We start from the raw sequence: 25,196 nt of genomic DNA, 5'->3' as shown, positions 1-25,196 counted from the left end.
TCGGCCCGGACCGTCCTCGACCAAGGACGAGGCGGTCATTCGACTCCGGTCGAAGGGCATACCAGACTCAGGTCTGACGCGCTGTCCACGCGGTCTCGCGACAATGACCGGGTGAACACGGACGTCGCGCCACCGCTCGGACGGCGGCAGCAGGCCTGGCGCCTCGCGGCGGCCGCGGCCATGGGCCTGCCGACCTGGCTGTCCCTCGGAGTGGTGCTGCACCGGCAGGCGGACGGGACGGGTTCCTGGTTCCTCATCGGTGATCCGCTGGTCGCTCTCGGCTGCCTGGCCGCGCTGCTGTGGCGGCGCCGGTTCCCGCGTGCCGTCGCCATGACGGTCGCGATCGTCTCCACCGCGTCGGCGCTCGCCGGCGGCACCGCGCTGCTCGCGCTGAGCTCGGTCGCCACCCGTCGCCGTCCGATGGAGATCGGGAGCGTCGCGCTGGTCTACCTGGCCGCGTCCCAGATCCCCTCGCCCTACCCCACGCAGGACGCGCCCGGCTCGACGTGGTTCCGGTTCGCGCTCCCGGCACTGGCCGCGGGCATCGCGGTGGCCGTGGGCATGGCCGTCGGCGCACGCCGAGTCGAGGTGCGGTCCTTGCGGGAGCGGGCAGAGAGCGCGGAACGCGAGCAGACCGCGCGAGCGGAGCGGGCCCGCACCCTGGAGCGCAACCGGATCGCCCGCGAGATGCACGACGTGCTCGCGCACCGGATCTCCCTGGTCGCCCTGCAGGCCGGAGTCCTCGACCACCGCGGCGACCTCAGCGCCGAGGAGAACCGCGTCCTGGTCCGCGGCATCGCCGAGGGCTCCCACCAGGCCCTGGAGGAACTACGGGACGTCCTCGGCGTGCTCCGGGCGGAACCCGGCCGCCCCGAACCGCCCCAGCCCGACCTCGGCCACATCCCTGGCCTGGTCGAGGAGGCACGCGGGTCCGGCCTCGACGTCACGCTCAGCACCACCGTGACGGGAAGACCGTCCGACGTCGTCGCCCGCACCTGCTACCGGATCGTCCAGGAAGGACTCACCAACGCCGCCAAGCACGCCCCGGGCGCCCGCGTGCACGTCACTCTCGCGGGAACCGCGGGCGGCCATCTCACCGTCAGCGTCCGCAACTCGGCGACCACCGCCACGACGGCGCGACCGCCGACGTCGGGATTCGGGCTGCTCGGCCTCAGCGAGCGGGTCGACCTCGTCGGCGGCAGGCTCGACCACCGCCCCACCCCCGGCGACGGCTACCTCCTGACAGCCGCCCTGCCCTGGCCGGGCCCCGTGCTCGAAGAGAGAACCTGAGTGGACACCGAACAGACGAAGGTCCGTGTCGCCATCGTCGACGACGAACAACTGGTGCGCATGGCGCTGCGCCTCATCATCGACGGTGAACCGGACCTGACCGTCGTCGCGGAGGCGGCCGACGGGAACGCCGCGCTCACCGCCGTGGACGAACAGCGGCCGGACGTCGTCCTGATGGACGTGCGCATGCCCGGCCGTGACGGTCTCAGCGCGACCCGGGAACTCCTCACCCGGCGGCCCGCGCCGCGGGTGCTCATGCTGACCACCTTCGACTCCGACGATCTGGTGCTCGGCGCGCTGCGCGCCGGAGCACTCGGCTTCGTACTCAAGGACACCCAGCCCTCGCAGATCCTCGACGCGGTACGGACCGTCGCGGGCGGCAACCCCGTCCTGTCGCCCGCGGCCACGGCGCGAGTGATCGCCGCGGCCACCGGACCGCAGTCCGCGCACGCCCGCGACCCGTCCCGCGAAGCCGCGCGGAAACAGCTGTCCACCCTGACCGAGCGGGAACGCGAGACCGCCCGGGCCATCGCGGACGGCCTGGGCAACCCGGAGATCGCCCGACGGCTCCGCATCAGAGTCGCCACCGTCAAGGCGCACACGACCAACCTGTTCGCCAAGCTGCAGGTCGAGAACCGGGTGCAGATCGCGCTTTTGGTCCGCGACGCGGAGAACTGACTCAGCCCTTGCTCGACCCCAGCGTCAACCCCGCGATGAAGTGCCGTTGCAGCAGCAGGAAGACAAGGATCGTCGGCAGGGCCACCAGGACCGATCCCGCCGCGAGCAGGTTGTAGTCGGTGAAGAACTGGCCGCGCAGGTTGTTCAGCGACGAGGTGATGGGGAGCTTGTCGGGGTTGGAGATGAAGATCAGGGCCCAGAGGAAGTCGTTGTAGATCCAGGTGAACTCGAGCGTGGCGAGGGCCGCGATCGCGGGGCGGCACAGGGGCAGGGTGATGCGCCAGAACTGGGTCCACACCCCGGCGCCGTCGACGATCGCCGCCTCCAGGATCTCCTTGGGCAGGGTGCGCATGAAATTGGCCAGGACGAAGACGCAGAAGCCCACCTGGAAGCCGATGTTGACGAGGATGACGGCCCAGTACGAGTCGTAGAGGCTCATCGAGTCCGACATCCACCAAGGCAGGTCGATCTTCAGGAAGAGAACGTAGAGCGGTGTGACGAGGACCTGTGGCGGCAGCAGGTTGCCCGCGGTGAAGAACATCAGCAGGGCCAGGCTGCCGCGGATGTTGATGCGGGCGACGGCGAACGCGACGAACGCGGCGAGGAAGAGCGTGATGATCACCGCGGGCACTGCGATGATCAGCGTGTTCATGAAGTACTTGCCCATACCGGATTCGGTGTAGGCCTCGCGGTAGTAGTCGAAGGACAGCTTCTTCGGGAACGAGAAGTAGCCGTGCTGGGCCGTCTCCTCGTACGGGCGCAGGCTGGCGTAGACGGCGAGCAGCAGCGGCGCCAGGAACAGCAGGGACACCGCGGACAGGAAGATGTGCACGCCGAAGCGACCGCGGCGGGGCGGCCGCGCGGGGCGGAACTCGCGTGCGGGTGGCGCGGGTTCGGTGGTGCGGGCCGTGGCACGGATGTCCGCTGTCATTTCTCGCGCGCTCCTCTCAGCTCCTGGACCAGGAACGTCACGATGAATCCCAGGGACACCGCGAGCAGGAAGACCGCGATGGCCGAGCCGAACCCGATGCGGCTGGCCTCGCCGATGATGTTGTCGGTGATGAGCACCGAGAGCAGTTCGAGCCCGTTGCGGCCCTTGTTGACCGCGTAGACGATGTCGAAGGCGCGCAGAGCCTCGATGACGGTGATGACGCCGACGATGACGTTCACGGGGCGCAGCGTCGGCAGGGTGACGCGGAAGAAGGTCTGGCGTTCGTTCGCGCCGTCGATGGCCGCCGCCTCCTTGAGCGCGGGGTCGACGGACTTGAGTCCGGCCAGGTAGAGGATCATGACGTAGCCGGTGTGCCGCCAGCTCGCGGCCAGCATCATCATCCACAGGTTGATGCTGGAGTCGCCGAGCCAATCGACCGGGTCGTTGCGGTTGTCCAGGATCGTGTTGACGACGCCCTGGTCGGTGCCGAGGAGCAGCTGCGCCATGAAGCCGACGACGGCGAGGGACAGCACGACGGGCATGTACAGCACGGACTGGTAGAAGCGGCTGAAGCGGACGCCGCGGTCGATGAGGACGGCGAGGAAGAGCCCGAACGGCGTCGCCACCAGGCCGAGGAAGGCGATCCACAACAGGTTGTGGCGGACGGCGGGCCAGAACGCGGGGTAGTCCTCGACCAGGTTCTCGTAGTTGTCCCCGCCCACCCAGTGGATGTCGCCGATGCCGTCCCAGGACGTGAAGGACAGGCCGACGGAGGCCAGGGCCGGGCCCCAGACGATGACGATGTCAAGGAGCACGGGGATGCCAAGGAGCACGCCGAGCACGGCGATGTCACGGCGCGTGAAGCGCCGTGCCGTCGCCCGCCGACCGGCGCGCCGCGCGGTTTTCTGCGGCACGGAGTGCGGTCCTCTCGAATCAGCTCACGAATCAACTCACGGTTCTTCTCGGTGGAGTTCTGGGGTGGAGCCCGGGGTGGAGTTCCGGGGGCGTCGCAGGGGGCGTCCCGGGTCGAGCTCCAGGGGAATTCCCGGGTGGCGTCTCAGGTGGAGAAGATGTCCTTCTTCTGCCGTTCGATGCTGTTGACGAGCCCGTCTACGTCCTTCGGGTTGCTGATGAAGTCCTGCAGCGCCTTGATCATCACGGTCTGCGCGAAATCGGGGCGGGTGTCGCGGTCCAGGAACTGCGAGATGTGCTTGGCCTTGGAGACGAGTTCGGCGGACTTCTTCTGCAGCGGGGAGTACTTCGCGGTGTCGGCGCCGTCGTTGACCGCGACGTTGTTGGGGTCGCCCTTCAGATAGACGTCCTCGGCCTCTGCGGTGCCGAGCCAGGCAAGCAGGTCCTTGGCGCCTTCCACGTTCCTGGACTTCTTGGCGATGAGGAATCCGTCGATGGGCGCCTCCACCGCGTCCTGGCCGAACTGCGGGTCGATCTCGGGGAACGCGAAGAAGTCGATGTCGTCGCGCTCGTCCACCGGGAACTGGGAGCCGGGGTGCGGCATGCCGAAGACGGCCATGCCGGTCCTGCGCTGCTGGAGGCCCTGCCCGGCCTCCTCCCAGGTCCGGCCGAGCGCGCCTTTCTGGTAGTACGGCATGAGCTCGCGCCACAGGTCGAAGACCTTCTTCACCTTCTGGTCGGTCCACGCCTCCTCGCCCGCCATCAGGCTCTTGTGGAAGTCGTATCCGTTCAGGCGCATGTTGATGTAGTCGAAGGTGCCCATCGCGGGCCAGCCGTCCTTGTCGCAGAAGGCGACCGGGGTGCCGTCCTTGTGCATCTTCTTGGCGAGGGCGATGAACTGGTCCCAGTTCTTGGCCTGTTCGTATCCCTGCTTCTCGAAGAGGCTCTTCCGGTGGAAGACGGCCCAGGGGTAGTAGTAGTACGGCACGAAGTACTGCTTGCCCTCGTGGGTCGACTGTTCCTTCAGGGCGGGCGAGAACCCCTTGAAGTCCTCCCAGACATCGCTGATCTCGATGAGCAGGCCCTTTTCGGCGAAGTACTGCATGCGGTAGCCGGCGAACCACATGAAGACGTTGTCCGGTGAACCCTGGAGATAGCGCGTGATGTTCTGCTGGAATTCGTTGTGCTCCGTGGTGTTGACCTTGACCTTCTTGTCGCTCTGCTTCTCGTACGCGTCGAAGGCCGCGGCGAACGCCTTCTTCGGCACGGCGTCCGAGGCGTTGGAGCCCACCGTCACCTCGTTCTTGTTGCCGCCGGGTCCGTCACCGCAGCCGGTGAGCAGCGCGGGGAGCGTGACCGCCCCGGCGCCGACGGCCGCACCGCGCAGAAGATTCCGCCGGGACATCGGATGTCCCACGCCACCACGCGGGGTCGGTGGACCGGTGAACGATGACTGCGTCATGTCCCCTCCTCGGGGTGCAACCGAACACAACCGAACGCGAGGATTGGATCTCACTCCCACCAGTCCCTGCCGTCAAGGGTTTTGACGGGGACGGCCCGAACCGTTACCGCTCCTCTTCCAACAGAGTTCAACACGCCCTACCGTAAGCGCGCACGAGTGACACGTACACGAAGACATCCCATCTTCCGCGAGTACGGAGGAACGTCACGATGCGTCACCTTTCCCGCCGCACCATCCGCCGAAGAGTGGTCGGGTCGCTCGCCGCGGCGCTGCTCTGCGCGGCCGGGCTCGCGGCGCCCGCCGTCGCCCGCGACACCCGGACCACGGACTCCGCCCAGCCGCCCGGAGCGGACGGTGCCCAGCCCCGGGAGCAGGCCCGGGGAAGCGAGGGCCCCCGGCTGCCGGACGGCCTCGCACTCACCCCTCCGATGGGCTTCAACAACTGGAACGCCACGCACTGCCGCGCCGACTTCGATGAGTCGATGGTCAAAGGGATCGCCGACATCTTCGTCGAGAAGGGCCTCAAGGACGCGGGGTACGAGTACGTCAACCTCGACGACTGCTGGGCGCTGCCGCAGCGCGACGCCGACGGCAAGCTGGTGCCCGACCCCAAGCGGTTCCCGAACGGCATCAAGGCGGTCGCCGACTACGTCCACTCCAAGGGGCTCAAGCTCGGCATCTACACCAGCGCGGGCACGAAGACCTGCAATTCCGCGGGCTTCCCCGGCGCGCTCGGCCACGAGCGCAGCGACGCCCAGCAGTTCGCCGACTGGGGCGTCGACTACCTCAAGTACGACAACTGCAATAACCAGGGCGTGGACGCCAAGAAGCGCTACATCGCCATGCGGGACGCCCTGAAGGCGGCGTCGGAGACGACGGGCCGCCCGATCGTCTACAGCATCTGCGAGTGGGGCGAGAACAAGCCCTGGGAGTGGGCCGCCGACGTCGGTCACCTGTGGCGCACCACGGGCGACATCAGCGACAACTGGGGCTCGATGCTCTCCATCATGAAGAAGAACCTGCCGCTCGCGCAGCACGCGGGCCCCGGCCGCTGGAACGACCCCGACATGCTGGAGGTCGGCAACGGGGGCATGACGGCCACCGAGTACCGCAGCCACTTCTCCATGTGGTCGATCATGGCCGCGCCGCTGCTCATCGGCTCCGACCTGCGCAAGGTCTCCCCCGAGACCTTCGACATCCTCGGCAACAAGGAAGTCATCGCCGTCGACCAGGACCCGCTGGGCAAGCAGGGCCACGTCGTCTCGTCCGAGGGCGGGCGCTGGGTCGTCGCCAAGGAGATGAAGGACGGCAGCCGCGCCGTCGCGCTGTTCAACGAGACCGGCAGCCCGAAGACCATCACCACGACCGCGAAGGCCGTGGGCCTGCCCGCCGCCGACGGCTACTCCCTGCGCGACCTGTGGAAGCACGAGAGCTACAACGTCGCGGGCACCATCTCCGCGACCGTGCCCGCGCACGGCACGGTCCTCGTGCGGGTCTCGGCCGACGACCAGTGGCACCACAAGCCGCCCGCCGTCGACCTCGGCACCGCCACCGACCCGCTGGTGGAGGCGGGCAAGGCCGAGAAGGTCCTCACCAAGGTCGCCAATCGCGGCAGCACCGACGCGCGCGACGTCCGCGTCTCCCTCACCGGCCCCTCCGGCTGGCGCCTCAAGGCGACCTCCCCGACCCGCGCGTCCACCCTCCGCACGGGCGAGGTTCTCGGCACGTCCTGGCAGGTGACGGCACCGCGGGACGCCAAGCCCGGAGCGTACGCCCTCGGCCTGAAGGCGAGCCACCGCGCACCCGGCGGCGGCCGCGTCCAGCTCGAACTGCCCCTGACGGCACGGGTCGTGGTGGCCCCGCCCACCGGCGACACCGCGCTCAGCGGCCTGCCCTGGCTGTCCACCACCAACGGCTGGGGTCCCGTCGAGAAGGACACCAGCAACGGCGAGAGCGCGGCAGGCGACGGCAGGCCGCTCACCATCGGCGGGAAGGTGTACGCCAAGGGGCTCGGTGTGCACGCGCAGAGCACCGTCGAGTACTACGCGGGCGGCACGTGCAAGAAGCTGACCGCCCAGGTCGGCGTCGACGACGAGAAGCCGGACAAGGGCACCGTCGCCTTCCAGATCTGGGCCGACGGCAGACTCGCCGCCGCCACCGGCGTCCTCACCACCGCCGACCCCGCCGAGACGGTCTCGGCCGACGTGCGCGGCGCCGAAGTGATCCGCCTCGTCGTCACGGACGGCGGCGACGGCATCGACTCGGACCACGCGGACTGGGCGGAGCCGGTGCTGAACTGCTGAGACCGCTGAGTTCACGCGCGCTCGGGCCCGAGCGCGCGTGGGGCCCGGCCCCGTCTCGACGACAGGGCCGGGCCCACCCGGCGCGTCAGGGGGTGCGGAAGCCGCGGAAGGTCACTGACCTGCGGTTCTCGAACCCGAGCCGCTCATACAGGGCGATGGCACCGGTGTTCGCCTCGGCCACGTGCAGGAACGGCCGCTCTCCCCGGGCGAGTACGCGCTCGACCAGCGCGAGCACCAGCCGGGCCGCGTGGCCCTGGCCGCGTGCCTCGGGGGCCGTGCACACGGCGCTGATCTCGGTCCACCCCGGAGGCCGTAGCCGCTCGCCCGCCATCGCCACCAGGCGTCCTTGCGCGCGGATCCCGAGATAGGTGCCGAGCTCACAGGTACGGGGCCAGAACGGCCCCGGTTCGGCCCGCGCGACGAGGTCGAGCATGTCCGGCACGTCCTGCGGCCCCAGCTCCAGGACCGCGACATCGGCGGCAGGACGTGGAGCACCGGCTGGGCGGCCGGGCCACAGCATCTGCCGCCCCTCCAACTCGAAGACCGGCTCCCAGTCCGACGGCGGGAGCGCCGGGCTGCTGAACATGTCGGCGAAACCGCCGCTGCCGAGCAGTCGCGCCAGATCGGCCCAGTCCGTCGCGTCGGGCTCGGCCGGCACCGCGCAGAAGGTCGCGACACCCGGCAGGTACGTGGCCGCCTGCCCGCAGCGCCGAGCCAGCTCCGCGTGCTGCCCAAGCAGCGACTGGGCCACGGGATGGTCGAGCACGGCGGCATCACTGGTCACTGCCCGATCTTCGCATCCCGGCACTCCTCCGCGGCACGGGGGTCGACTGCCCGGCCCGATCCGCGAATGACGAAGGCCGCCGGCCGCCAGGTCGCCAGCCGACAGCCGCCTGGCCGCCAGGCCGGCAAGCCGGACGCGGTCGACAAGGTCTTTTGGCGCCGGGCCAAAGGTCATGTCCGGTTGCGACGACGCACGCGGGGGCCGTCGCGGTGCCTCACCCTGCGTACCCCGCGTACCCTCCGTGGCAGAGTCTTCTTCGTGGCCTCGGCTTCGGTCTTTCTGCCGGAGCGACGCTGCCAGAACTCGTGGATCGTCACCCAGGCGACGCCCAGACCGAACACCGCGCCCAGGACCGCCAGCACCGCGACCGCATCGTCCTTGGCGCGCCGAGCCGTGTTCGCCGCCGTCGCGTCGACGCGCGCTCTCCGCATGAAGGGCGGCTTCTCGAAAAGGACGTTGTTCGTGTCGCGGTAGTACGCCGTGACCGTGAGGGCGAGAGTCATGGTGCCCGTTGCGGATGGCTTGACCATCCACCGCCATTTCGCCTTGTCGTCAGGCGTGAGCACGTTCTGCCGCTCGGAGGAGAGTGCCGTGCAGGTGACGCCCGCCCCGCTGCAGTGCAGCTTGACGCCCACGAGAGTGCCGACCCTCACATGAGGTGAGCAGCACAGCGACGAGCGCGACACCAATCGTCCAGGCGACCGCCCGAGGCACTGTGCCTCTTCTCCGGCTCCGATCCTTCTGCGCTGCCATCGTGATCGCCTGACGCTCCCCCCGTTTGCAGCCTCGTGCCGCAACTGGGCGCAAGCCGCTGGCCGTTCACCCGGCATCGACGGGATTCGGCAAGTCCCAACGAGCGGCGACCTCCTGGAGCCGCTGGACGTCGCCGCGACCGGGCTCAGCGATTGGCCACCGGGCGCAGCTGTCCGACCGTCGCGTCGGGGAACGCCCGCAGCGCCGCCGCGGCCGCGCCCACGAGGCCCGCGTCGGTGCCCATCAGGGCGGGGGCGACGGTGAGGCCGCCGACGAACGACAGGGTGGCGTACTCGCGCAGGGCACGGCGCAGGGGTGCGAACAGGAGGTCGCCGGCCATCGCCACGCCCCCGCCGATCACCGCGATGTCGATCTCGACGAGCGTGGCCGTGGCGGCGATGCCCGCGGCGAGGGCCTTCGCCGCACGGTCGAAGGAGGCGACGGCGACCGGGTCGCCCGCGCGGGCCGCGCGGGCCACGGCGGCGGCGGAGGTGTCGCCGTCGGGTCCGGGGAGCCAGCCGTTCGCCAGGGCGCGCCGGGCGATGTTCGGGCCGCTCGCGATCCGCTCGACGCAGCCGCGCCCGCCGCACGGGCACGGGTCGCCGTCGAGGTCCACGCTGATGTGCCCGATGTGGCCCGCGTTGCCGGTGGGGCCGGGGTGCAGGGAGCCGCCCAGGATCAGGCCGCCCCCGACGCCGGTGGACACCACCATGCACAGGGCGTTGTCGTGGCCGCGGGCCGCGCCCTGCCAGTGCTCGGCTGCCGCCATCGCGACGCCGTCGCCCACCAGCTCGACCGGTCGGCCACCGGCTGCGGCGCGCACGCGCTCGACCAGGGGATAGCCCCGCCAGCCGGGGACGTTGACCGGGCTGACCGTGCCCGCGCCGGCGTCGACCGGACCCGCGCTGCCGATGCCGACCGCGCGGACGAGGCCCCACGGCTCACCGGCCGTCAGCTCGCCGAGCACCTCCTCGACCGCGCGCATCACGGTGTCGCCGTCCTCGCGCGCGGGCGTCGGCCGCTGGACACGCAGCAGGATCCGGCCCCGGCCGTCCACGAGGGCTCCGGCGATCTTGGTGCCGCCGATGTCGAGTGCGGCGACGAGGTCCGTGGGCATCAGTGTGAGATCTCCTGGTGAAAGGGCAGGCCGGAGAGTGCGGTGCCTAGTCTCTCGCGCATCTGACAACGTTGTCCAGGTCCTATGCTCGACGCCACATGCGCGGCACACGCATTCGACCGGGCGCGCGCCGCCCCGGGCGGTCCCCGGGCGCGACGGATGCGGACCCCGGTGGACGGGGACGTACGACCCCCGATGGATAGTGGACGTCGCAGTACGGACGTCGCCGTACAGAGGGGGAAGCGCAGAGGTGGAAGTCTGAACTTCCTCACGTGAAGCACCGACGTTACGCACACTGAGATCCGCACCAGTGGACGACAGACAGGACAGCGCACCGTGGCAGAGACCGCCCGCACCCCCGTCTCCCGGCTCCGTACGGACGGGAGGACTCCGGACGGCACCGCGGACTCCAAGAGCCGTTACGGCAACCGGCCGACCATGAAGGACGTCGCCGCGCGCGCGGGTGTGGGCCTGAAGACGGTGTCGCGCGTCGTGAACGGCGAGCCCGGTGTCACGCCCGACACCGAACGCCGTGTCCAGGAGGCCATCGAGGCGCTGGGCTTCCGGCGCAACGACAGCGCGCGGGTGCTGCGCAAGGGCCGTACGGCGAGCATCGGCCTGGTCCTTGAGGACCTGGCCGACCCGTTCTACGGGCCGCTCAGCCGAGCCGTGGAGGAGGTCGCCCGCGCGCACGGGGCGCTGCTGATCAACGGCTCGAGCGCCGAGGACCCGGACCGCGAGCAGGAGTTGGTGCTCGCCCTGTGCGCCCGCCGGGTGGACGGGCTCGTGGTGATTCCGGCGGGCGACGACCACCGCTATCTGGAGCCGGAGATCGCCGCCGGTGTCGCGACGGTGTTCGTGGACCGGCCGCCGGGGCGGATCGACGCGGACGTGGTGCTCTCCGACAGCTTCGGGGGCGCGCGCGACGGCGTGGCGCACCTGGTCGCCCACGGTCATCGCCGGATCGGCTTCATCGGTGACCAGCCGCGCATCCACACCGCGATAGAACGGCTGCGCGGCTACCGCGCGGCGATGGCGGAGGCGGACATCGAGGTCGACGAGTCCTGGGTGTCGCTCGGCCCCACGGACCCCGACCGGGTCCGGCACGCGGCCGAGTCGATGCTGTCGGGCCCCTCCCCCGTCACCGCCGTCTTCGCGGGCAACAACCGCGTGACGGTCACGGTCGTGCGCGTCCTCGCGGGCCTGGCCCGCCCCGTGGCCCTCGTCGGCTTCGACGACATCGAGCTGGCCGACCTGCTGAGCCCCGGCGTGACGGTGGTCGCCCAGGACGCGGCCCAGCTGGGGCGCACGGCGGCGGAGCGGCTGTTCCGCCAGCTCGACGGCGCCTCGGACACGCCGGAGCGCATCGAACTGCCGACGCGGTTGATCACGCGGGGGTCGGGGGAGCTGCCGCCCTCCGCGTGAGGGGCTGCCCGGCGCGGGCCGACCAGGGCGGCCGTCCCGCGCCGGGCGAGCTGCCCAAGGCGCCCGCGCTGTGGCCCGTGCGGGTCGCCCTACCCGTGAGGGTCGCTCGTGCCGACCTTCCCCCGCCGGTCCGGCGCGTCGATCGTGCGGTGCTCCCGCTCCGTCCCGGGCCGCCTGCGGGCGAACGTCAGGAACGTGCCGTCGGGGTTCGGGCGGACCGTGCGCCGCGCTCCGTCGGCCCAGGTGATGCGTACCGTCGCGGCGGGTTCGACGGCGCGCCCGTAGACGGTCTCGTAGCCCGGCATGTCGTGTGGACCAGGTCGACCTCGACGATGCCCAGGTCGGTCTCCGCGTGCCCGAGCTCCAGGAGGTCGACGGTGTTGAGCATGCGGCAGATCTCGGCCGCGTCCTCGGGAGTCGCGGCGCGCACGATGAGGTCGGTCCCCGTCGGCCGAGGCCTCCGGGCCGATCAGGGCTTTCGTGGGCGTCAACTCGTCCATCCGGCAAGGGTCCGCGCCGTCGCGGGAGCCGCGCAGCCGGAATGTTCACGGCGGGCCCGACGCGCCCCGGTGTTCCCTGCCCCGCGCACGCGGCGCGCCCGGGGCACCCCTCAGGGGCCGGGCGGCCCCACCGTCAGCAGGTCGGCAGACCCGGAAGCGGCTTGTCGTTGTCGCCGCCCCGGATGTACACGTCGCTCACGAACACATTCGTGTTGCCGCTGTCGTCGTCGGTCTTCGCCCACCAGACGTTGGTCCACTGGCCGTGCGTCTCGCGGCGGCCCAGGTTCTGCTGGCAGTAGAAGTAGTTGGTGCCCGCGTTGAGGATGCCCGCCTCGGCGCCCGACGCCTGGTACGACTTGGCGGTCTGCCACACCGAGCAGTTGTACTTGCCGCCGCCCGCGGGGTGGCACGCGGGCTCCTCGTCGCCGCCGGAGGAACCGCCGGACGTGCCGCTCCTGGGCGGCTTCGACGACTCCTTGGGGCGTGCGTCGGACTTGTCGCCGGAACCGGAACCGGAGTCGTCGTCCGCCGCCCCGTCGCCCTTCGCGCCGTCCTCGCCGTCGCCGTCCCGGTCGTCCTTGCCCGCCTTGTCGGGGCGGTCGGCGCCCTTGGAGGGCTTCGTCTTCTTGTCGCCCTGCTTCGAAGGCTTCGAACCGTCCGGGTCGAGGGCGCCCCGGCTCGCGTCCGAGCCCGGTTCGACCGTGCCCCCGGCCTCCTGCGCGTCGCGCGCGTCCCGTGCCTGGTCCTTCTTGTCGTCCCCGCCGGAGAGCACCGCCACGGTCACGCCCGTCGCCGCGAGGACGACCACGACGGCCGCGGCGGCGAGCAGGGCCTTGCCCCGGCGCGGCCGACCCGCCCGGGCGGCACGACGGCCGGAGGGTTCCGCAGCGGACGCCGGTATGGACCCCGCGGGCTGTCCGGCCGTGCCGAGACCCGGCACACCGAACGCCGCGAGCTCGCCGGGCGCCCCCGCCCCACCGTGCCCAGGAGCCTCCCCGGGCACACCGGCCGCTCCTGCCGCACCGGGAGGCGGACCGAATCCGGGCGGCGGCGCTGTCGGCACATGGCGCACCGTGGGCTCGCGCTCCCCGCTCCCTGCGCCCGGGGACGGCGACTCCGCGTGTCCGAGGGGCCCGGTCACGCCGCCGCGTCCGGTCGACCCGACAGGGCCACCAGACCCCAGAGGCCCCATGGCTCCCACGGCACCGGCGGCACCAACAGCCCCGGCGGACCCACCAGCCCCCACAGCCCCACCGAACTCACCAACCCCACCAGCCCCAGCCGCACGCCCTGCCTCCGACGCCCCCGGCGCCCCTGACGCCCCCAACGCCCCCAACGCCCCCGACGAGATCGACTCCCCCGCAGCCACCTGCTCAAGCAGCCGCCGCGCGCCCTCCGCGTCCGGCCGTGCCTGCGGGTCCTTGTCCATGAGGAGCCGCAGGACCGGCATGAGCATGCCCGCGCGCAGCGGCACGGGCAGGGGCTCGACGACGATCGCGGTGAGCGTGGACCACGTGGACGTGCGGCGGAACGGGGACGCGCCCTCGACGGCCGCGTACAGCGTGGCGCCGAGCGCCCAGACGTCGGACGCGGGGCCGGGCTCCTGGCCCTGGGCCCGCTCGGGCGCCAAGTAGTCCAGGGAGCCGACGAGTTCGCCGCTGCGGGTGAGGTGGGTGGCCGAGCCGTCGCCGGGGTCCTCCATGGTGGCGATGCCGAAGTCGGTGAGGACGACGCGGCCACCGGTGCCGAGGAGGATGTTGCCGGGCTTGACGTCGCGGTGCAGGACGCCCGCGCGGTGGGCGGCGGCGAGGGCGTCCATGACCTTGGCGCCGATGGCCGCGGCCTCGCGCGGGTCGAGCGGTCCTCGCTCGCGCAGGACGTCGTCCAGGGACGGCCCGTCGACCAGCTCCATGACGATCAGCGGCCGTCCGTCGACCTCCGCGACGTCGTGCACGGCGACGACTCCGGGGTGGCGCACCCGGGCCGCCGCGCGGGCCTCACGCTGCATGCGCAGCCGCAGGTCGGCGAGCTCCGGCCCGGCCGTGTCGGTGTAGGTGCGCAGCTCCTTGACCGCGACCTCGCGGTGCAGCACCTCGTCGAGGGCGCGCCACACGACGCCCATGCCGCCGCGCCCGAGCTGCGCGAGCACGCGATACCGCCCGGCGAGGACGCGGCCGACCCCGTCCGTCTGTCCCTGTTCCCCCGAAGACACCGCTGCCCCGTCCCTGCGATCCCTGTGCCGCCGTCGTGCTGATGTGCTGTGTGGCGTACAGAGTACGGGGCGGATGTGACAGGCGGTGCGGGACGTCTCGTGAAGACCTCGGGACGCCCGCGCCTCCGGTCGCGGCCCTACTTGGCCGACGGCGTCAGGTCCCCCCGGCGCGGCCCCGCGTACGCCTGGAGCCCGGCGAGCGTCAGGCCGGTGAGGCGGGTGACCTCGGCCGTGTCGAGCGCCCCGCAGTCCAGGCCGCGCAGCAGGTACCCGGCGAGGGCCTTGGCGGTGGCGGGCTCGTCCGCGATGTCGCCGCCGATTGGGGTCTCCCCTGCTCGAACGGAGTTGAGAGCTTGGGGATGGTTGGCGTAGGCGGCGAGACGGGCCGCGGCCTGCGCGAAGCCCTCGCGGTAGAAGGCGAAGACGGCGGCGTACCGGGTGGGGATGTGGCCGGGGTGCATGTCCCAGCCCTGGTAGTAGGCGCGGGCGAGGGCGCGCCGGGTCAGGCCGTAGTGCAGCCGCCAGGCGTCGTGGACCTTCGCGGTGGGTCCGACGGGCAGCACGTTCGTGGAGCCGTCGGAGACGCGCACGCCGGTGCCCGCGGCGGCGACCTGCATGACGGCCTTGGCGTGGTCGGCGGCGGGGTGGTCGCTGGCCTGGTAGGCGGCGGAGACACCGAGGCAGGCGCTGTAGTCGAAGGTGCCGTAGTGCAGGCCGGTGGCGCGGCCCTCGGCGGCGTCGATCATGCGGGCGACGGCGGCGGTGCCGTCGGCGGCGAGGATGGACTGGCTGGTCTCGATCTGGATCTCGAAGCCGATCCGTCCCGGGGTGAGGCCGCGGGCCTTCTCGAACTCCTCCAGGAGCCGCACCATCGCGGTGACCTGCTCGGCGTACGTCACCTTGGGCAGGGTCAGGACGAGGCCGTCGGGCAGCCCGCCCGCGTCCATGAGGCCGGACAGGAAGACGTCGAGGGTGCGGATGCCCCGGTCGCGTACCGGCGCCTCCATGCACTTCATGCGGATGCCCATGTACGGAGCGGCCGTTCCGTTCGCGTAGGCCTCGGCGATCAGACGGGCCGCGCGGGCGGCATGGGTGTCCTCGTCGGCGTCGGTGCGGCCGCCGTAGCCGTCCTCGAAGTCGACGCGCAGGTCCTCGACGGGTTCGCGCTCCAGCTTGGCGCGCACGCGGGTGTAGACGGGCTCCGCGAGGTCGTCGGCGAGGCCGAGGACGGCGGCGAAGGACGCGGCGTCGGGGGCGTGCTCGTCGAGGGCGGCGAGGGCGCGGCCGCCCCAGTCGCGGATGGTGTCCGCGGCGAAGGCCTCACCGGGTACGTACACGGTGTGCACGGGCTGACGGGTGCCGGGGTCTCCCGGGTACCGGCGTTCGAGCTCCGCGTCGACCGGCGCGAGCGAGGCGCTGATGCCTTCGCTGACCGCACCTGCGAGGCTCGTGGACACCTTCTCCTGCTGACCCATCCGTGCACCCTCCACTGTTCAGTGACCCACGCCGGCTCTCAGTGACTCACACCCACGACGCCACCGACCGTCTTTCCGTCTGACGGAATCCAACATCCGCATACTGAAGTTATCTGTGCACCTTCCCGCTGGTCAACACCTTCTCGCGTGCCGGTCCCCGCATGTTCACGCGTGTCTCAGATGGTGCTTCCACACTCCCGTGGGCGCACTTCACGCTGACCGTGGCCCGACCGCGACCGAACGCACCGAACCACGACCCGATGAAGGAGAACGCGTGCCGACCGACAACCGAGTGACCCGCCGCTCCGGCCTGCGGACGGCGGCCGCGGCCGCGGCCGTGGCGGTCCCGCTGCTCGCCACCGCCCTGGCAGCGTCGCCCGCCCGCGCCGTGGAGCGTCCGGGCCGCCGACTGGAGGTGATGTCGTTCAACCTGCGCTACGCCGGGACGACCCCGCCGAACACCTGGGCCGTCCGCCGCCCCGTCACACGGGAACTGCTGCGGCGTGCCCGCCCGCACGTCGTCGGCACCCAGGAAGGTCTCTACCAGCAGGTGCAGGACATCGCCGAGGACCTGGGGCAGCACTACGCGTGGATCGGCACCGGCCGCGCGGGCGGCAGCCGCGACGAGTTCATGACGGTCTTCTACGACACGCGCAGGCTGCTGCCGGTCGCCTACGACCACTTCTGGCTCTCCGACACCCCGGACGTGATCGGTTCCAACACCTGGGGCGGCGGCTCGATCCGCATGGTCACCTGGGTCCGCTTCCTGGACCGGCGCACGGACGGCGAGCTGTACGTCCTCAACACCCATCTGGACAACGCCAGTCAGTACGCCCGCACCCGCGCCGCGCACCTCATCACCGACCGGATCACGGCGCTCGACCGTTCGCTGCCGCTGATCCTCACCGGCGACTTCAACGTCGCGGCCCACAAGAACCCGGTGTACGAGACGATGCTGAACGCCGGGCTCGTCGACACCTGGGACGCGGCGGACGAACGCAGCAAGCAGTACGCGACGTTCCACGGCTACAAGCCGCTCGTGCCGGACGGCGACCGCATCGACTGGATCCTGACGTCGCCGGGTGCCCGGGTGCACGCGGCGGCCATCAACACGTTCTCGCTCGGCGGACAGTTCCCGAGCGACCACCTGCCGGTGCAGGCGAGCCTGACGCTGTGACGCGCGAGGCCCCCGCGTCCGCGCACGGCGGAAACGGGGGCCTTCTCCGACCTCGGCCGCGAGCCGCGGGGAGCGCCGGTTCCCCGGCGCTCCCGGGCCCGACGGGCTCAGCCCTTGCGCGACTTGACCTCGTCGGTCAGCTGCGGGACGACCTCGAAGAGGTCGCCGACCACGCCGTAGTCGACCAGGTCGAAGATCGGGGCCTCGGCGTCCTTGTTGATGGCCACGATGGTCTTCGACGTCTGCATGCCGGCGCGGTGCTGGATCGCGCCGGAGATGCCGGAGGCGATGTACAGCTGCGGCGACACGGACTTGCCGGTCTGGCCGACCTGGTTGGAGTGCGGGTACCAGCCGGCGTCGACGGCGGCGCGGGAGGCGCCGACGGCGGCACCGAGCGAGTCGGCGAGCGCCTCGATGATCGCGAAGTTCTCGGCGCCGTTCACGCCGCGGCCGCCGGAGACGACGATCGCGGCCTCGGTCAGCTCGGGGCGGCCCGTGGACTCGCGCGGGGTGCGCGCGGTGACCTTGGTGCCGGTGGCCTGGGCGGAGAACGACACCGACAGGGCCTCGACGGCGCCCGCGGCCGGGGCGGCCTCGACCGGCGCCGAGTTCGGCTTGACGGTGATGACCGGAGTGCCCTTGGAGATGCGGGACTTGGTGGTGAACGCGGCCGCGAACACGGACTGCGTGGCCACCGGACCCTCGTCACCGGCCTCCAGGTCGATGGCGTCGGTGATGATGCCGGACTCGATGCGGACCGCGAGGCGGGCCGCGATCTCCTTGCCCTCGGCGGAGGACGGCACGAGCACGGCGGCCGGCGACACGGCGTCGTAGGCGGCCTGGAGGGCGTCCACCTTCGGCACGACGAGGTAGTCGGCGAACTCGGGGGCGTCGGCGGTGAGGACCTTCACCGCGCCGTGCTCGGCGAGCGTGGCGGCGGTGGCCTCGGCGCCGGAGCCGAGCGCGACGGCGACGGGCTCGCCGATGCGGCGGGCCAGCGTCAGCAGCTCGAGGGTGGGCTTGCGGACGGCGCCGTCGACGTGGTCGACGTAGACGAGAACTTCAGCCATGGGACTTCAATCTCCTGCGAGTACGAAGAAGTTGGGGAGGGGTGGGGTGACTGAAGCTCAGATGAACTTCTGGCCCGCGAGGAACTCGGCCAGCTGCTTGCCGCCCTCGCCCTCGTCCTTGACGATCGTGCCCGCGGTGCGCGCGGGACGCTCGGCGGCGGAGTCGACCTTCGTCCAGGCGCCCTCGAGGCCGACGGTCTCGGCGTCGATGTCCAGGTCGTCCAGGTCGAGCGACTTCACCGGCTTCTTCTTGGCGGCCATGATGCCCTTGAAGGACGGGTAGCGGGCCTCGCCCGACTGGTCCGTCACGGACACGACGGCCGGCAGGGACGCCTCGAGCTGCTCGGAGGCGGTGTCGCCGTCACGGCGGCCCTTCACCACGCCACCCTCGACGGAGACCTCGGAGAGCAGCGTCACCTGCGGCACGCCGAGGCGCTCGGCGAGGATCGCGGGCAGCACGCCCATGGTGCCGTCGGTGGAGGCCATGCCCGCGATGACGAGGTCGTAGCCCGTCTCCTCGACGGCCTTGGCCAGGACGAGGGAGGTGCCCATGACGTCGGTGCCGTGCAGGTCGTCGTCCTCGACGTGGACGGCCTTGTCGGCGCCCATCGACAGGGCCTTGCGGAGCGCGTCCTTGGCGTCCTCGGGGCCGACGGTGAGGACCGTGATCTCGGCGTCGTCGTCCGCCGCTTCCTTGATCTGCAGGGCCTGCTCGACCGCGTACTCGTCGAGCTCCGAGAGCAGGCCGTCCACGTCGTCGCGGTCGACGGTCAGGTCCTCGGCGAAGTGCCGGTCGCCGGTGGCGTCGGGCACGTACTTCACACAGACAACGATCCTCAAGCTCACGCCGGCTCTCCTACTGCATCGTCATTACTGGGCTGCTGCCTTGGCTGCGGGCTACTGCCTTCTTGCAGGCAGCATAGGCGCCTGAAGCGGCGGGTCCCGGTTGGGGCGGCCCCCGCTCCAACCGGAATATTACTCATGAGTACACCCAGTACTTTCCCCCTGAGCAAGCGCTTTGAACTGTGACCTTTGCAACGCTCCGTAATCACGCGCACCCCGCGTCATCGGGAACTCTCAGTCACGCAGCGCGTTGAAGCGTCCCTGGTGGTACAGCAGCGGGCGGCCCGCCCCCGCGGGATCCCCGGCGACGGCCTCGGCCAGGACCACCCGGTGGTCCCCGGCGGGCACCCGCGCCACGATCCGGCACACCATCCAGGCGAGTACGCCGTCGAGGACCGGCACGCCCTCGGGACCGTCGAACCAGCGGGTGGGCGCGCCGAAGCGGTCGGCGCCGCTGCGCGCGAAGGTGGCGGCGAGCTCCTGCTGGTGCTCGCCGAGGATGTGCACGCCGACGTGCTCGGCCACGGCTATCGCGGGCCAGCTGGAGGCGCCGGTGCCGATGCCGAACGAGACCATCGGGGGTTCGGCCGAGACCGAGGTGAGCGAGGTGGCGGTGAAGCCGACGGGGCCGGTGCCCCGGGCGGTGATCACGGCGACTCCGGCCGCGTGCCTGCGGAAGGCGGCGCGCAGCAGATCGGGTGTCGCGAGCTGGGGGGCGGAGAGGTCGGGCGTGGCCGTCATGGAGTTGTGTCCTTCTGCCGAGAGGTACGAACGGGTCCGTGGCTGCTCAGCGGGACCGACAGCGCGCGCCGGCGTGGCGCGCGAGGTCCAGGTGGACACGCTCGTAGAGAAGGAGCTCCGGGGGCATGGCAGCAGGCTGACGATAGGTGGCGGGTGCAGTCAAGCCCGTTCCGGGATGCGAAGGCCGCCCGGATCGCCTCATCTCGCTCATACCGCCGCCCCGAGGGCCGCGATCACATCGGCTTTCCGCGGCTGTCCCGCCGCGCGCCGGACCTCGCGCCCGTCGGCGTCCAGGACGAGCACGGTCGGGGTCCTGTCGACGCCCAGCGCGCGTACGAGATCCAGTTCGGCCTCCGCGTCGATCTCCACGTGGGCGACGCCCGGGACCATGGCGGCGACGTCGGCGAGGACCCTGCGGGTGGCCCGGCAGGGCTGGCAGAACGCGCTGGAGAACTGCACGAGCGTGGCTCTCTCGCCCAGCTCCGCGCCGAGTTCCGCCGCACCGAGCCGAGCGGCGCCCGGCCGGTCCGCACCGAGCCGTGGGGCGCCGCGCGCCCCCGCGCTCTCGCCTCCGCGCTCCCCTGTCACGGGCGCCCCGCCTTTCCCACCCCCACCAGGGGCCTCGATCCGCCCCACCGGGGCTCCACATACGTCCATCCCTACAGCGCACGCGCGTACGGAAAGATTCCGACGTGACGAGAATCTCGCGCGATACGGGCACCATGGCTGGCCAGCCGCTCGTTCTTGGGGCACGATCTGGCAAAGCCGTAGACCCTACGGATCCGTAACTTAGCTTCCTGCCAAAGGCCCTCTCCTCTGGCAGAGACGAAGGGCCCTCCCCAGCCATGGCAGAACTCGTCTACCGACCGGTCATCGGCGCCGCCAAGACCTTCTTCAAGGCGCTCGACCTGAAGATCGACTGCAAGGGCTCCGAGAACATTCCGCGCTCGGGCGGGGCAGTCCTGGTCAGCAACCACATCAGCTACCTGGACTTCATCTTCGACGGCCTCGCCGCCCTGCCCCAGAAGCGCGTGGTGCGCTTCATGGCGAAGGAGTCGGTGTTCCGCCACAAGATCTCGGGGCCGCTGATGCGCGGCATGAAGCACATCCCGGTGGACCGCAAGCAGGGCGAGACGGCCTACGCCCACGCCCTGGACTCGCTGCGCGCCGGAGAGATCATCGGCGTCTTCCCCGAGGCGACGATCTCGCAGTCGTTCACGCTGAAGTCGTTCAAGTCGGGTGCCGCGCGCATGGCCCAGGAGGCCGGAGTCCCGCTGATCCCGATGGCCCTGTGGGGCACGCAGCGGCTGTGGACGAAGGGGCACCCCCGCAACTTCAAGCGCCAGGGCCTGCCGATCACGATCCGCGTCGGCGAGCGCCTGGAAGCCCCCAAGGACCAGTACGCGGGCGCGATCACGCGCCGCCTGCGCGAGCGCTGCCAGGAGCTCCTGGAAGCCGCGCAGCGCGCCTACCCCGCGCGCCCCAAGGGCCCGGAGGACACCTGGTGGATGCCGGCGCACCTCGGCGGCACCGCCCCGACGCCCGCCGAGGTCCGCGCCGCCGAAGCGGGCTGACCCACCGCCCGACCCCCGCGGGCGGCGAACCGGCTACCCCACCGGCTCGTGGACGGTGACGCGCGCCCCTGGGCTGACCTTCTCCAGGAGCTCGGCGAGCTCGGCGCCCGCCGCCTCCAGGCCCGCGTCCGGTCCCATGCCTTCGAGCAGGAAGATCGCGTTCACGCTCGCCTCCGTGAGGCGGGTGCGCGGGCCCTGCCGCCAGTTCCAGCGCCGGCAGGTGACCCCCTCGTCGTCGCGCCAGACGACCTCGCCCGGCTCCGGGTGCTCGACGGCGCGCTCGCCCGCCGCCATGGTGACGAAGTCCTCGTCCCCGGCGGCCCGGACCAGCCGCATGCCGCCCTTGATGTGATCCATGTCCTCGCCGCCGACGGGGATCAGACGGGCCACGCTGATCGCGTTGTAGACGTCGACGAGCGCGTTGATCCGCGGCAGGCCGCCGTCCGCGAGCGCCCGCTTGGCCAGCGCCTCGGCGGAGTTGCGGGTGCGCGAGGGCTTGGCGCCGAAGGCCGTGTACGCGGCACGCCAGGCCGCCATGTGCGGGTCCTCGTGCGGGGCGCGGCCTTCGAGACGCGCGGCGAGACGGCGGGCGGCGTCGTCGAGCAGGGCCGAGGTGGCGTCGGTGCTGGGGCCGTTGACGAGGTCGTACGCCTCGATGGCGACGTGGGTGAAGCCGGGCGCGAGCGTGCGCACCTCGTCGGACACGGTGAGAGTGAGCGTCATGGTCTGCCTTGGGTCACGGAAATCGACGGAAGTACAGCATAGAGCACCACCAAGTGCACCACGATGAACTTTCTTCGCGACCCGCGACCCGCGACCCGCGACCCACGACCCGTCGCCCCCCTCAGCGTCCGCGCCCTCTCGCCCTCCGCACCTCTACGGCAGCCCCCAGGCGGGCTCCGTCCCGTTCGCGCGCACGTCGCGCGGGCGCAGCGACGGCCTCGCCCCCTTGGGAGTGATCACCGCGGCCTGCCCGCGCCGCAGCGGCACGCTGATGACGTTCCGGCCCTCGTACGGCAGCGGGCGCCCGCGCTCGTCGCGCACGTCGACGGCGCCGGCGATGCCGTGCCGCAGCCGCAGCGGCTCCCCGGCCTCGCTCTCCACCCTGATCCACTCGGTGCGTCCGCCGCGCCGGGAGGCGTCGACGAGGAACGCGCCCTGGGTGCGCACCCGTTGCAGGCTGGCGTCCGCCCAGGTGCGGGACACGGCGGGGAAGACCTTCAGCACTCCCCCGTGGCTCTGCGTCAGCATGTCGAGCAGGGACTGCCCGGCGCTGATCGGGCTCTCCAGGGCGAAGTTGGAGCCTTCGCGGTACATGGTGTTGGGCGTCATCGCGCACTTGTCGGTGACATTGCCGTCCAGGAAGAACCGCAGGTGGCGCAGGGCTTCCTCGGGCTTGCCGAAGAGCGTCTCCATGGAGGCGGCGGCCGCGTAGCTGTAGCCGTGCCAGCGGTCCTGGCGGCCGGCCCAGTGGTCGAAGGTGCGCCGGTCCAGCTTCTCCTGGAGCGGGTAGAGCCACAGCAGGTGCGAGTAGTGGCGGTGGGACTCGGCGAGCGGGACACCGGCGCCGATCATGACGCCGTTCTCGTTCTCGTGGTACGGCACGAGCCGGTGGCGGATGTCGCGCCACCGCTTCTCGTGCGGGTCGCTCACGCGCAGCCGCCGGGCCGAGTCCAGGAGCGTGGTCACGCCCCAGCGCAGCAGCGAGAGGTCGTAGGTGCAGTCGGCGGCGTTGGCGTACTCCGGGGAGCGGGTCTCGGGCAGGTGGAGGCGGCCGTCGGAGCCCTCGGTGAGGTGCCGCGCGTAGTAGTTCACGGCCTTGGTGAGGACGGGGCGGATGACGTGCCGCAGGACGTCGTCGTCCATGTGGTGGCGGTAGGTGACCCAGGCGTTGTGCAGGGCCCAGGTGAGGTTGCCGGTGTGGTCGTTGGGGCTCGTGCCGGGGACGCCGACGTAGCGCGGCCCCGAGCGCAGCTTCCAGTCGCCGGGGTGGCACAGGGCGTAGGTCTCGCCGTCGCGGAGCCCCGGCTGGATGTTGGACTCCAGGTTCTCGTGGAACTTCGCGAACGCCGGGGTGACGGCGTCGAGTTCGCGGTGGTTGGAGCCGTTGGCGATCGGATACGTCACCTGGACGTTGGTGTTCCACCAGATGCTGGTCCAGTTGTTGCCGGTCTCCGGGAACCAGGGCCCGAAGACGGGGGTGACGGGCCCGTGGCTGCGGGTGGCGCACGCCAGCTTGTAGAGCTGGATCCAGTAGAAGCGCTGCACCTTCTTGTCCGGCACGGACACGAAGCTGCGCCGGTAGAAGGCGTGCCACCAGTCGCGGTGCCGGGCGATGGCCGCGGCGGGCGAGCCGTCGAGGGCGCGCGCCACGGTGCGCTCGGCCTCCTCGCGGCCGGTCGAGCGGGGATGTCCGTACGCGATGGTGGCGGCGAGGAGTCTTTTCGTGCCGGAGCGCACCTCGCGCCAGGCGGTGGTGTAGCCGCCGCCCGCGCGCAGGGGCTGTTCGACGATGCCGGGGGCGGTCGTGGGGTCGGGGTTGGCGGTGTAGTCGGGCGGGACGCGGGTGGTGCGGGTGGTGTGCGAGGGGAGCGCGGTGAAGCCCCAGGCGGCCGTCTCCTCGCCCGCGCTCGGCTCCGACGACACCAGCAGGACGTCTTCCTGACTGAGGATCAGGGCGGTGAACCGCACGCTGCCGCGCGCCGTGGTGATGGTGCCGGTCAGCTCGGCGTTGTCGAGGTCGAGCCGCCAGTCGACGCCGGTGATCGTGCCCGCGAGGGTCAGCGTGAGGTAGCCGACGCCGAGCCGGGAGTAGCCGATCGCGGCCTCCCACTGGCCGCGCTGGTCCTGCACGTAGGAGTGGTTGACCATGATGCGCAGGACGTTGCCCTCGCCGGGTTTGGCGTACAGGTGGGCGGCGAGGAACCCGTTGCCGAGGAACGGGCCCTCCTGCCAGCCACCGGGAAGGCGCCGCCACACCATCGCGGCGTCCCGAAGGAGCGTGCCGTGCACGTCGTCCGGCGCGGCGGCCGGGGGTCTGCCCCAGGCGACAGGCGAGCCGGCCGCCACTAACGCTCCGGAGGTGCCTGCGACGAACGCGCGCCGCGAGATGGGGGACATGGCGAGGCCTTCCGACAGAGGACAGCGCGAGTGCGCGACAACCCGGACGGCACGCAGCATCGACGCCGGGACGGGCACGCGTCAAGGAATCCGACAGGAATAGGTCGGATGAATCCTCTGTCGGTCTGCCCCACAGGGGACTTGCCGGTGCATCCTCTTCACGTACTCGACCTGTCCTCCGATGAATGACCCCGCAGCCTTTAGGGGGCGGCCGGGAGCTCCGTCGGCAGCAGGTCCCACAGGTGCGGCCGGTCCACGGCCTGTCGCAGACAGTCGAGCACCGACGGGTGCGGGGACGAGTGGAGTTCGGGGTAGTCCACCTCGCCGCCCGCCGCGTCCGGGATCCAGGCGAGCCGTTCACCGTCGAGGCTGAACTGCGCGTCCACGCCCGGCTTGTTGCCACGGGGGTCCTGCCGGTGCCAGGCGCCGTCGAGGCGCACGGCGACCAGACCGTGGACGGCGAAGCCGCTGCCGTCGTCGTGCAGAAGGCGCTGGTAGCACAGCGCCGTCGGGATGTCCTCGGCGCGCAGGAGGGCGGCGAGGGCGTGGGCCTTGGCGTGGCAGATGCCGGTCCGCTGCTCCAGGACGTCGGAGGCGCGCCAGGTGACGCGCGGGTCGCCGGAGTCCGCGGAGTGCGGGACGGTGTCCCGTACGAACTCAAAGGCGGCGCAGGCGTAGGAGTAGGAGTCGGTCGCGTTCTTGGCGAGCTCGGCCGCCGTCCCGCGCACCAGGGGATGCGTGTGGTCGATGACCTCGTCCGCCGCGAGATAGGCGGAGAGGTCCGGGGTCCGCTGGATCAGTCGCATGGCGAGCGAGCATAAGAAAGCGG

General features: G+C 71.5%; 22 protein-coding genes. 6 read left to right on the top strand and 16 right to left on the bottom strand.

The genetic code is table 11. The features are described from left to right. Nucleotides 1–111: 111 nt before the first annotated feature. Both QUY26_RS36070 and QUY26_RS36065 read left to right on the top strand, forming a co-directional pair. Nucleotides 112–1,290, top strand: a complete 1,179-nt coding sequence (locus QUY26_RS36070) for a sensor histidine kinase (protein ID WP_289954212.1) — start codon at nt 112–114, stop codon at nt 1,288–1,290. Next, nucleotides 1,291–1,968 (top strand): response regulator transcription factor, encoded by a 678-nt coding sequence (locus QUY26_RS36065; RefSeq protein WP_289954210.1) that lies wholly within the window; start codon nt 1,291–1,293, stop codon nt 1,966–1,968. A 1-nt stretch (nt 1,969) separates the two neighbouring features. On the opposite strand, the gene QUY26_RS36060 is transcribed toward QUY26_RS36065, so the two are convergent. From QUY26_RS36060 to QUY26_RS36050, 3 genes are all read right to left on the bottom strand, one after another. Further along, nucleotides 1,970–2,899 (bottom strand): carbohydrate ABC transporter permease, encoded by a 930-nt coding sequence (locus QUY26_RS36060; protein WP_289954209.1) that lies wholly within the window; start codon nt 2,897–2,899, stop codon nt 1,970–1,972. After that, nucleotides 2,896–3,813, bottom strand: coding sequence for a carbohydrate ABC transporter permease (locus QUY26_RS36055; RefSeq protein WP_289954208.1), 918 nt, complete (start codon nt 3,811–3,813; stop codon nt 2,896–2,898). The genes QUY26_RS36060 and QUY26_RS36055 overlap by 4 nt, the downstream gene beginning before the upstream one ends. Nucleotides 3,814–3,956: 143 nt before the next feature. Further along, entirely contained in the window at nt 3,957–5,216 is a 1,260-nt protein-coding gene (locus QUY26_RS36050) for an ABC transporter substrate-binding protein (protein WP_289956334.1), read from the bottom strand. A gap of 266 nt (nt 5,217–5,482) precedes the next feature. On the opposite strand from QUY26_RS36050, the gene QUY26_RS36045 reads away from it, so the two are divergent. After that, entirely contained in the window at nt 5,483–7,576 is a 2,094-nt protein-coding gene (locus QUY26_RS36045) for an NPCBM/NEW2 domain-containing protein (RefSeq protein WP_289954207.1), read from the top strand. Nucleotides 7,577–7,661: 85 nt separating this feature from the next. Here QUY26_RS36045 and QUY26_RS36040 read toward each other — a convergent pair whose 3' ends face one another. The 3 genes from QUY26_RS36040 to QUY26_RS36030 all read right to left on the bottom strand — a co-directional run bounded on the left by QUY26_RS36040 (nt 7,662) and on the right by QUY26_RS36030 (nt 10,230). Next, a complete protein-coding gene (locus QUY26_RS36040; RefSeq protein WP_289954206.1) occupies nt 7,662–8,360 on the bottom strand; it encodes a GNAT family N-acetyltransferase in 699 nt (232 codons plus the stop codon). A 170-nt stretch (nt 8,361–8,530) separates the two neighbouring features. Next, complete coding sequence (locus tag QUY26_RS36035; RefSeq protein WP_289954204.1) at nt 8,531–8,995, bottom strand: hypothetical protein; 465 nt, start codon at nt 8,993–8,995, stop codon at nt 8,531–8,533. A gap of 263 nt (nt 8,996–9,258) precedes the next feature. After that, the gene (locus QUY26_RS36030; RefSeq protein ID WP_289954201.1) at nt 9,259–10,230 is read right to left on the bottom strand and encodes an ROK family protein; all 972 of its coding nucleotides are present in this window, start codon (nt 10,228–10,230) and stop codon (nt 9,259–9,261) included. A gap of 336 nt (nt 10,231–10,566) precedes the next feature. Here QUY26_RS36030 and QUY26_RS36025 point away from each other — a divergent pair, with 336 nt between their 5' ends. Further along, nucleotides 10,567–11,655, top strand: coding sequence for a LacI family DNA-binding transcriptional regulator (locus QUY26_RS36025; protein ID WP_436840459.1), 1,089 nt, complete (start codon nt 10,567–10,569; stop codon nt 11,653–11,655). An 89-nt stretch (nt 11,656–11,744) separates the two neighbouring features. Here the strand turns inward: QUY26_RS36025 and QUY26_RS36020 are convergent, their stop codons facing one another. From QUY26_RS36020 to QUY26_RS36010, 3 genes are all read right to left on the bottom strand, one after another. Then, nucleotides 11,745–11,960, bottom strand: a complete 216-nt coding sequence (locus QUY26_RS36020; protein ID WP_289954199.1) for a hypothetical protein — start codon at nt 11,958–11,960, stop codon at nt 11,745–11,747. Nucleotides 11,961–12,288: 328 nt separating this feature from the next. Continuing rightward, nucleotides 12,289–14,367, bottom strand: a complete 2,079-nt coding sequence (locus QUY26_RS36015; protein WP_289954197.1) for a serine/threonine-protein kinase — start codon at nt 14,365–14,367, stop codon at nt 12,289–12,291. A 137-nt stretch (nt 14,368–14,504) separates the two neighbouring features. Continuing rightward, on the bottom strand, nt 14,505–15,842 hold the full coding sequence (locus QUY26_RS36010) for a DUF6986 family protein (protein WP_289954194.1): 1,338 nt from the start codon (nt 15,840–15,842) through the stop codon (nt 14,505–14,507). Nucleotides 15,843–16,116: 274 nt separating this feature from the next. Here QUY26_RS36010 and QUY26_RS36005 point away from each other — a divergent pair, with 274 nt between their 5' ends. Continuing rightward, nucleotides 16,117–17,019, top strand: coding sequence for an endonuclease/exonuclease/phosphatase family protein (locus QUY26_RS36005; protein WP_289954193.1), 903 nt, complete (start codon nt 16,117–16,119; stop codon nt 17,017–17,019). A 107-nt stretch (nt 17,020–17,126) separates the two neighbouring features. Here QUY26_RS36005 and QUY26_RS36000 read toward each other — a convergent pair whose 3' ends face one another. From QUY26_RS36000 to QUY26_RS35985, 4 genes are all read right to left on the bottom strand, one after another. Then, the gene (locus QUY26_RS36000) at nt 17,127–18,089 is read right to left on the bottom strand and encodes an electron transfer flavoprotein subunit alpha/FixB family protein (protein WP_289954191.1); all 963 of its coding nucleotides are present in this window, start codon (nt 18,087–18,089) and stop codon (nt 17,127–17,129) included. A 57-nt stretch (nt 18,090–18,146) separates the two neighbouring features. After that, nucleotides 18,147–18,935: an electron transfer flavoprotein subunit beta/FixA family protein gene (locus tag QUY26_RS35995; RefSeq protein ID WP_087883011.1), complete on the bottom strand. Its 789-nt coding sequence runs from the start codon at nt 18,933–18,935 to the stop codon at nt 18,147–18,149. Nucleotides 18,936–19,166: 231 nt separating this feature from the next. Continuing rightward, nucleotides 19,167–19,673, bottom strand: coding sequence for a flavin reductase family protein (locus QUY26_RS35990; protein ID WP_289954188.1), 507 nt, complete (start codon nt 19,671–19,673; stop codon nt 19,167–19,169). Between the two features lie 207 nt (nt 19,674–19,880). After that, the gene (locus tag QUY26_RS35985) at nt 19,881–20,261 is read right to left on the bottom strand and encodes a thioredoxin family protein (RefSeq protein ID WP_289954184.1); all 381 of its coding nucleotides are present in this window, start codon (nt 20,259–20,261) and stop codon (nt 19,881–19,883) included. A gap of 257 nt (nt 20,262–20,518) precedes the next feature. Between QUY26_RS35985 and QUY26_RS35980 the strand changes: the two genes are divergently transcribed. Then, nucleotides 20,519–21,247: a lysophospholipid acyltransferase family protein gene (locus QUY26_RS35980; protein WP_289954183.1), complete on the top strand. Its 729-nt coding sequence runs from the start codon at nt 20,519–20,521 to the stop codon at nt 21,245–21,247. 33 nt (nt 21,248–21,280) lie between these two features. Here QUY26_RS35980 and QUY26_RS35975 read toward each other — a convergent pair whose 3' ends face one another. From QUY26_RS35975 to QUY26_RS35965, 3 genes are all read right to left on the bottom strand, one after another. After that, the gene (locus QUY26_RS35975) at nt 21,281–21,970 is read right to left on the bottom strand and encodes a B3/B4 domain-containing protein (protein ID WP_289954181.1); all 690 of its coding nucleotides are present in this window, start codon (nt 21,968–21,970) and stop codon (nt 21,281–21,283) included. Nucleotides 21,971–22,123: 153 nt separating this feature from the next. Further along, a complete protein-coding gene (locus tag QUY26_RS35970; protein WP_289954179.1) occupies nt 22,124–24,367 on the bottom strand; it encodes a glycosyl hydrolase family 95 catalytic domain-containing protein in 2,244 nt (747 codons plus the stop codon). 200 nt (nt 24,368–24,567) lie between these two features. Beyond that, nucleotides 24,568–25,173, bottom strand: a complete 606-nt coding sequence (locus QUY26_RS35965; RefSeq protein WP_289954177.1) for a transglutaminase-like domain-containing protein — start codon at nt 25,171–25,173, stop codon at nt 24,568–24,570. Between the last annotated feature and the right edge of the window lie 23 nt (nt 25,174–25,196).

This window comes from Streptomyces flavofungini, from assembly GCF_030388665.1.
Classification (GTDB): domain Bacteria; phylum Actinomycetota; class Actinomycetes; order Streptomycetales; family Streptomycetaceae; genus Streptomyces; species Streptomyces flavofungini_A.
This window is presented reverse-complemented; position numbering and strand designations above follow the sequence as displayed.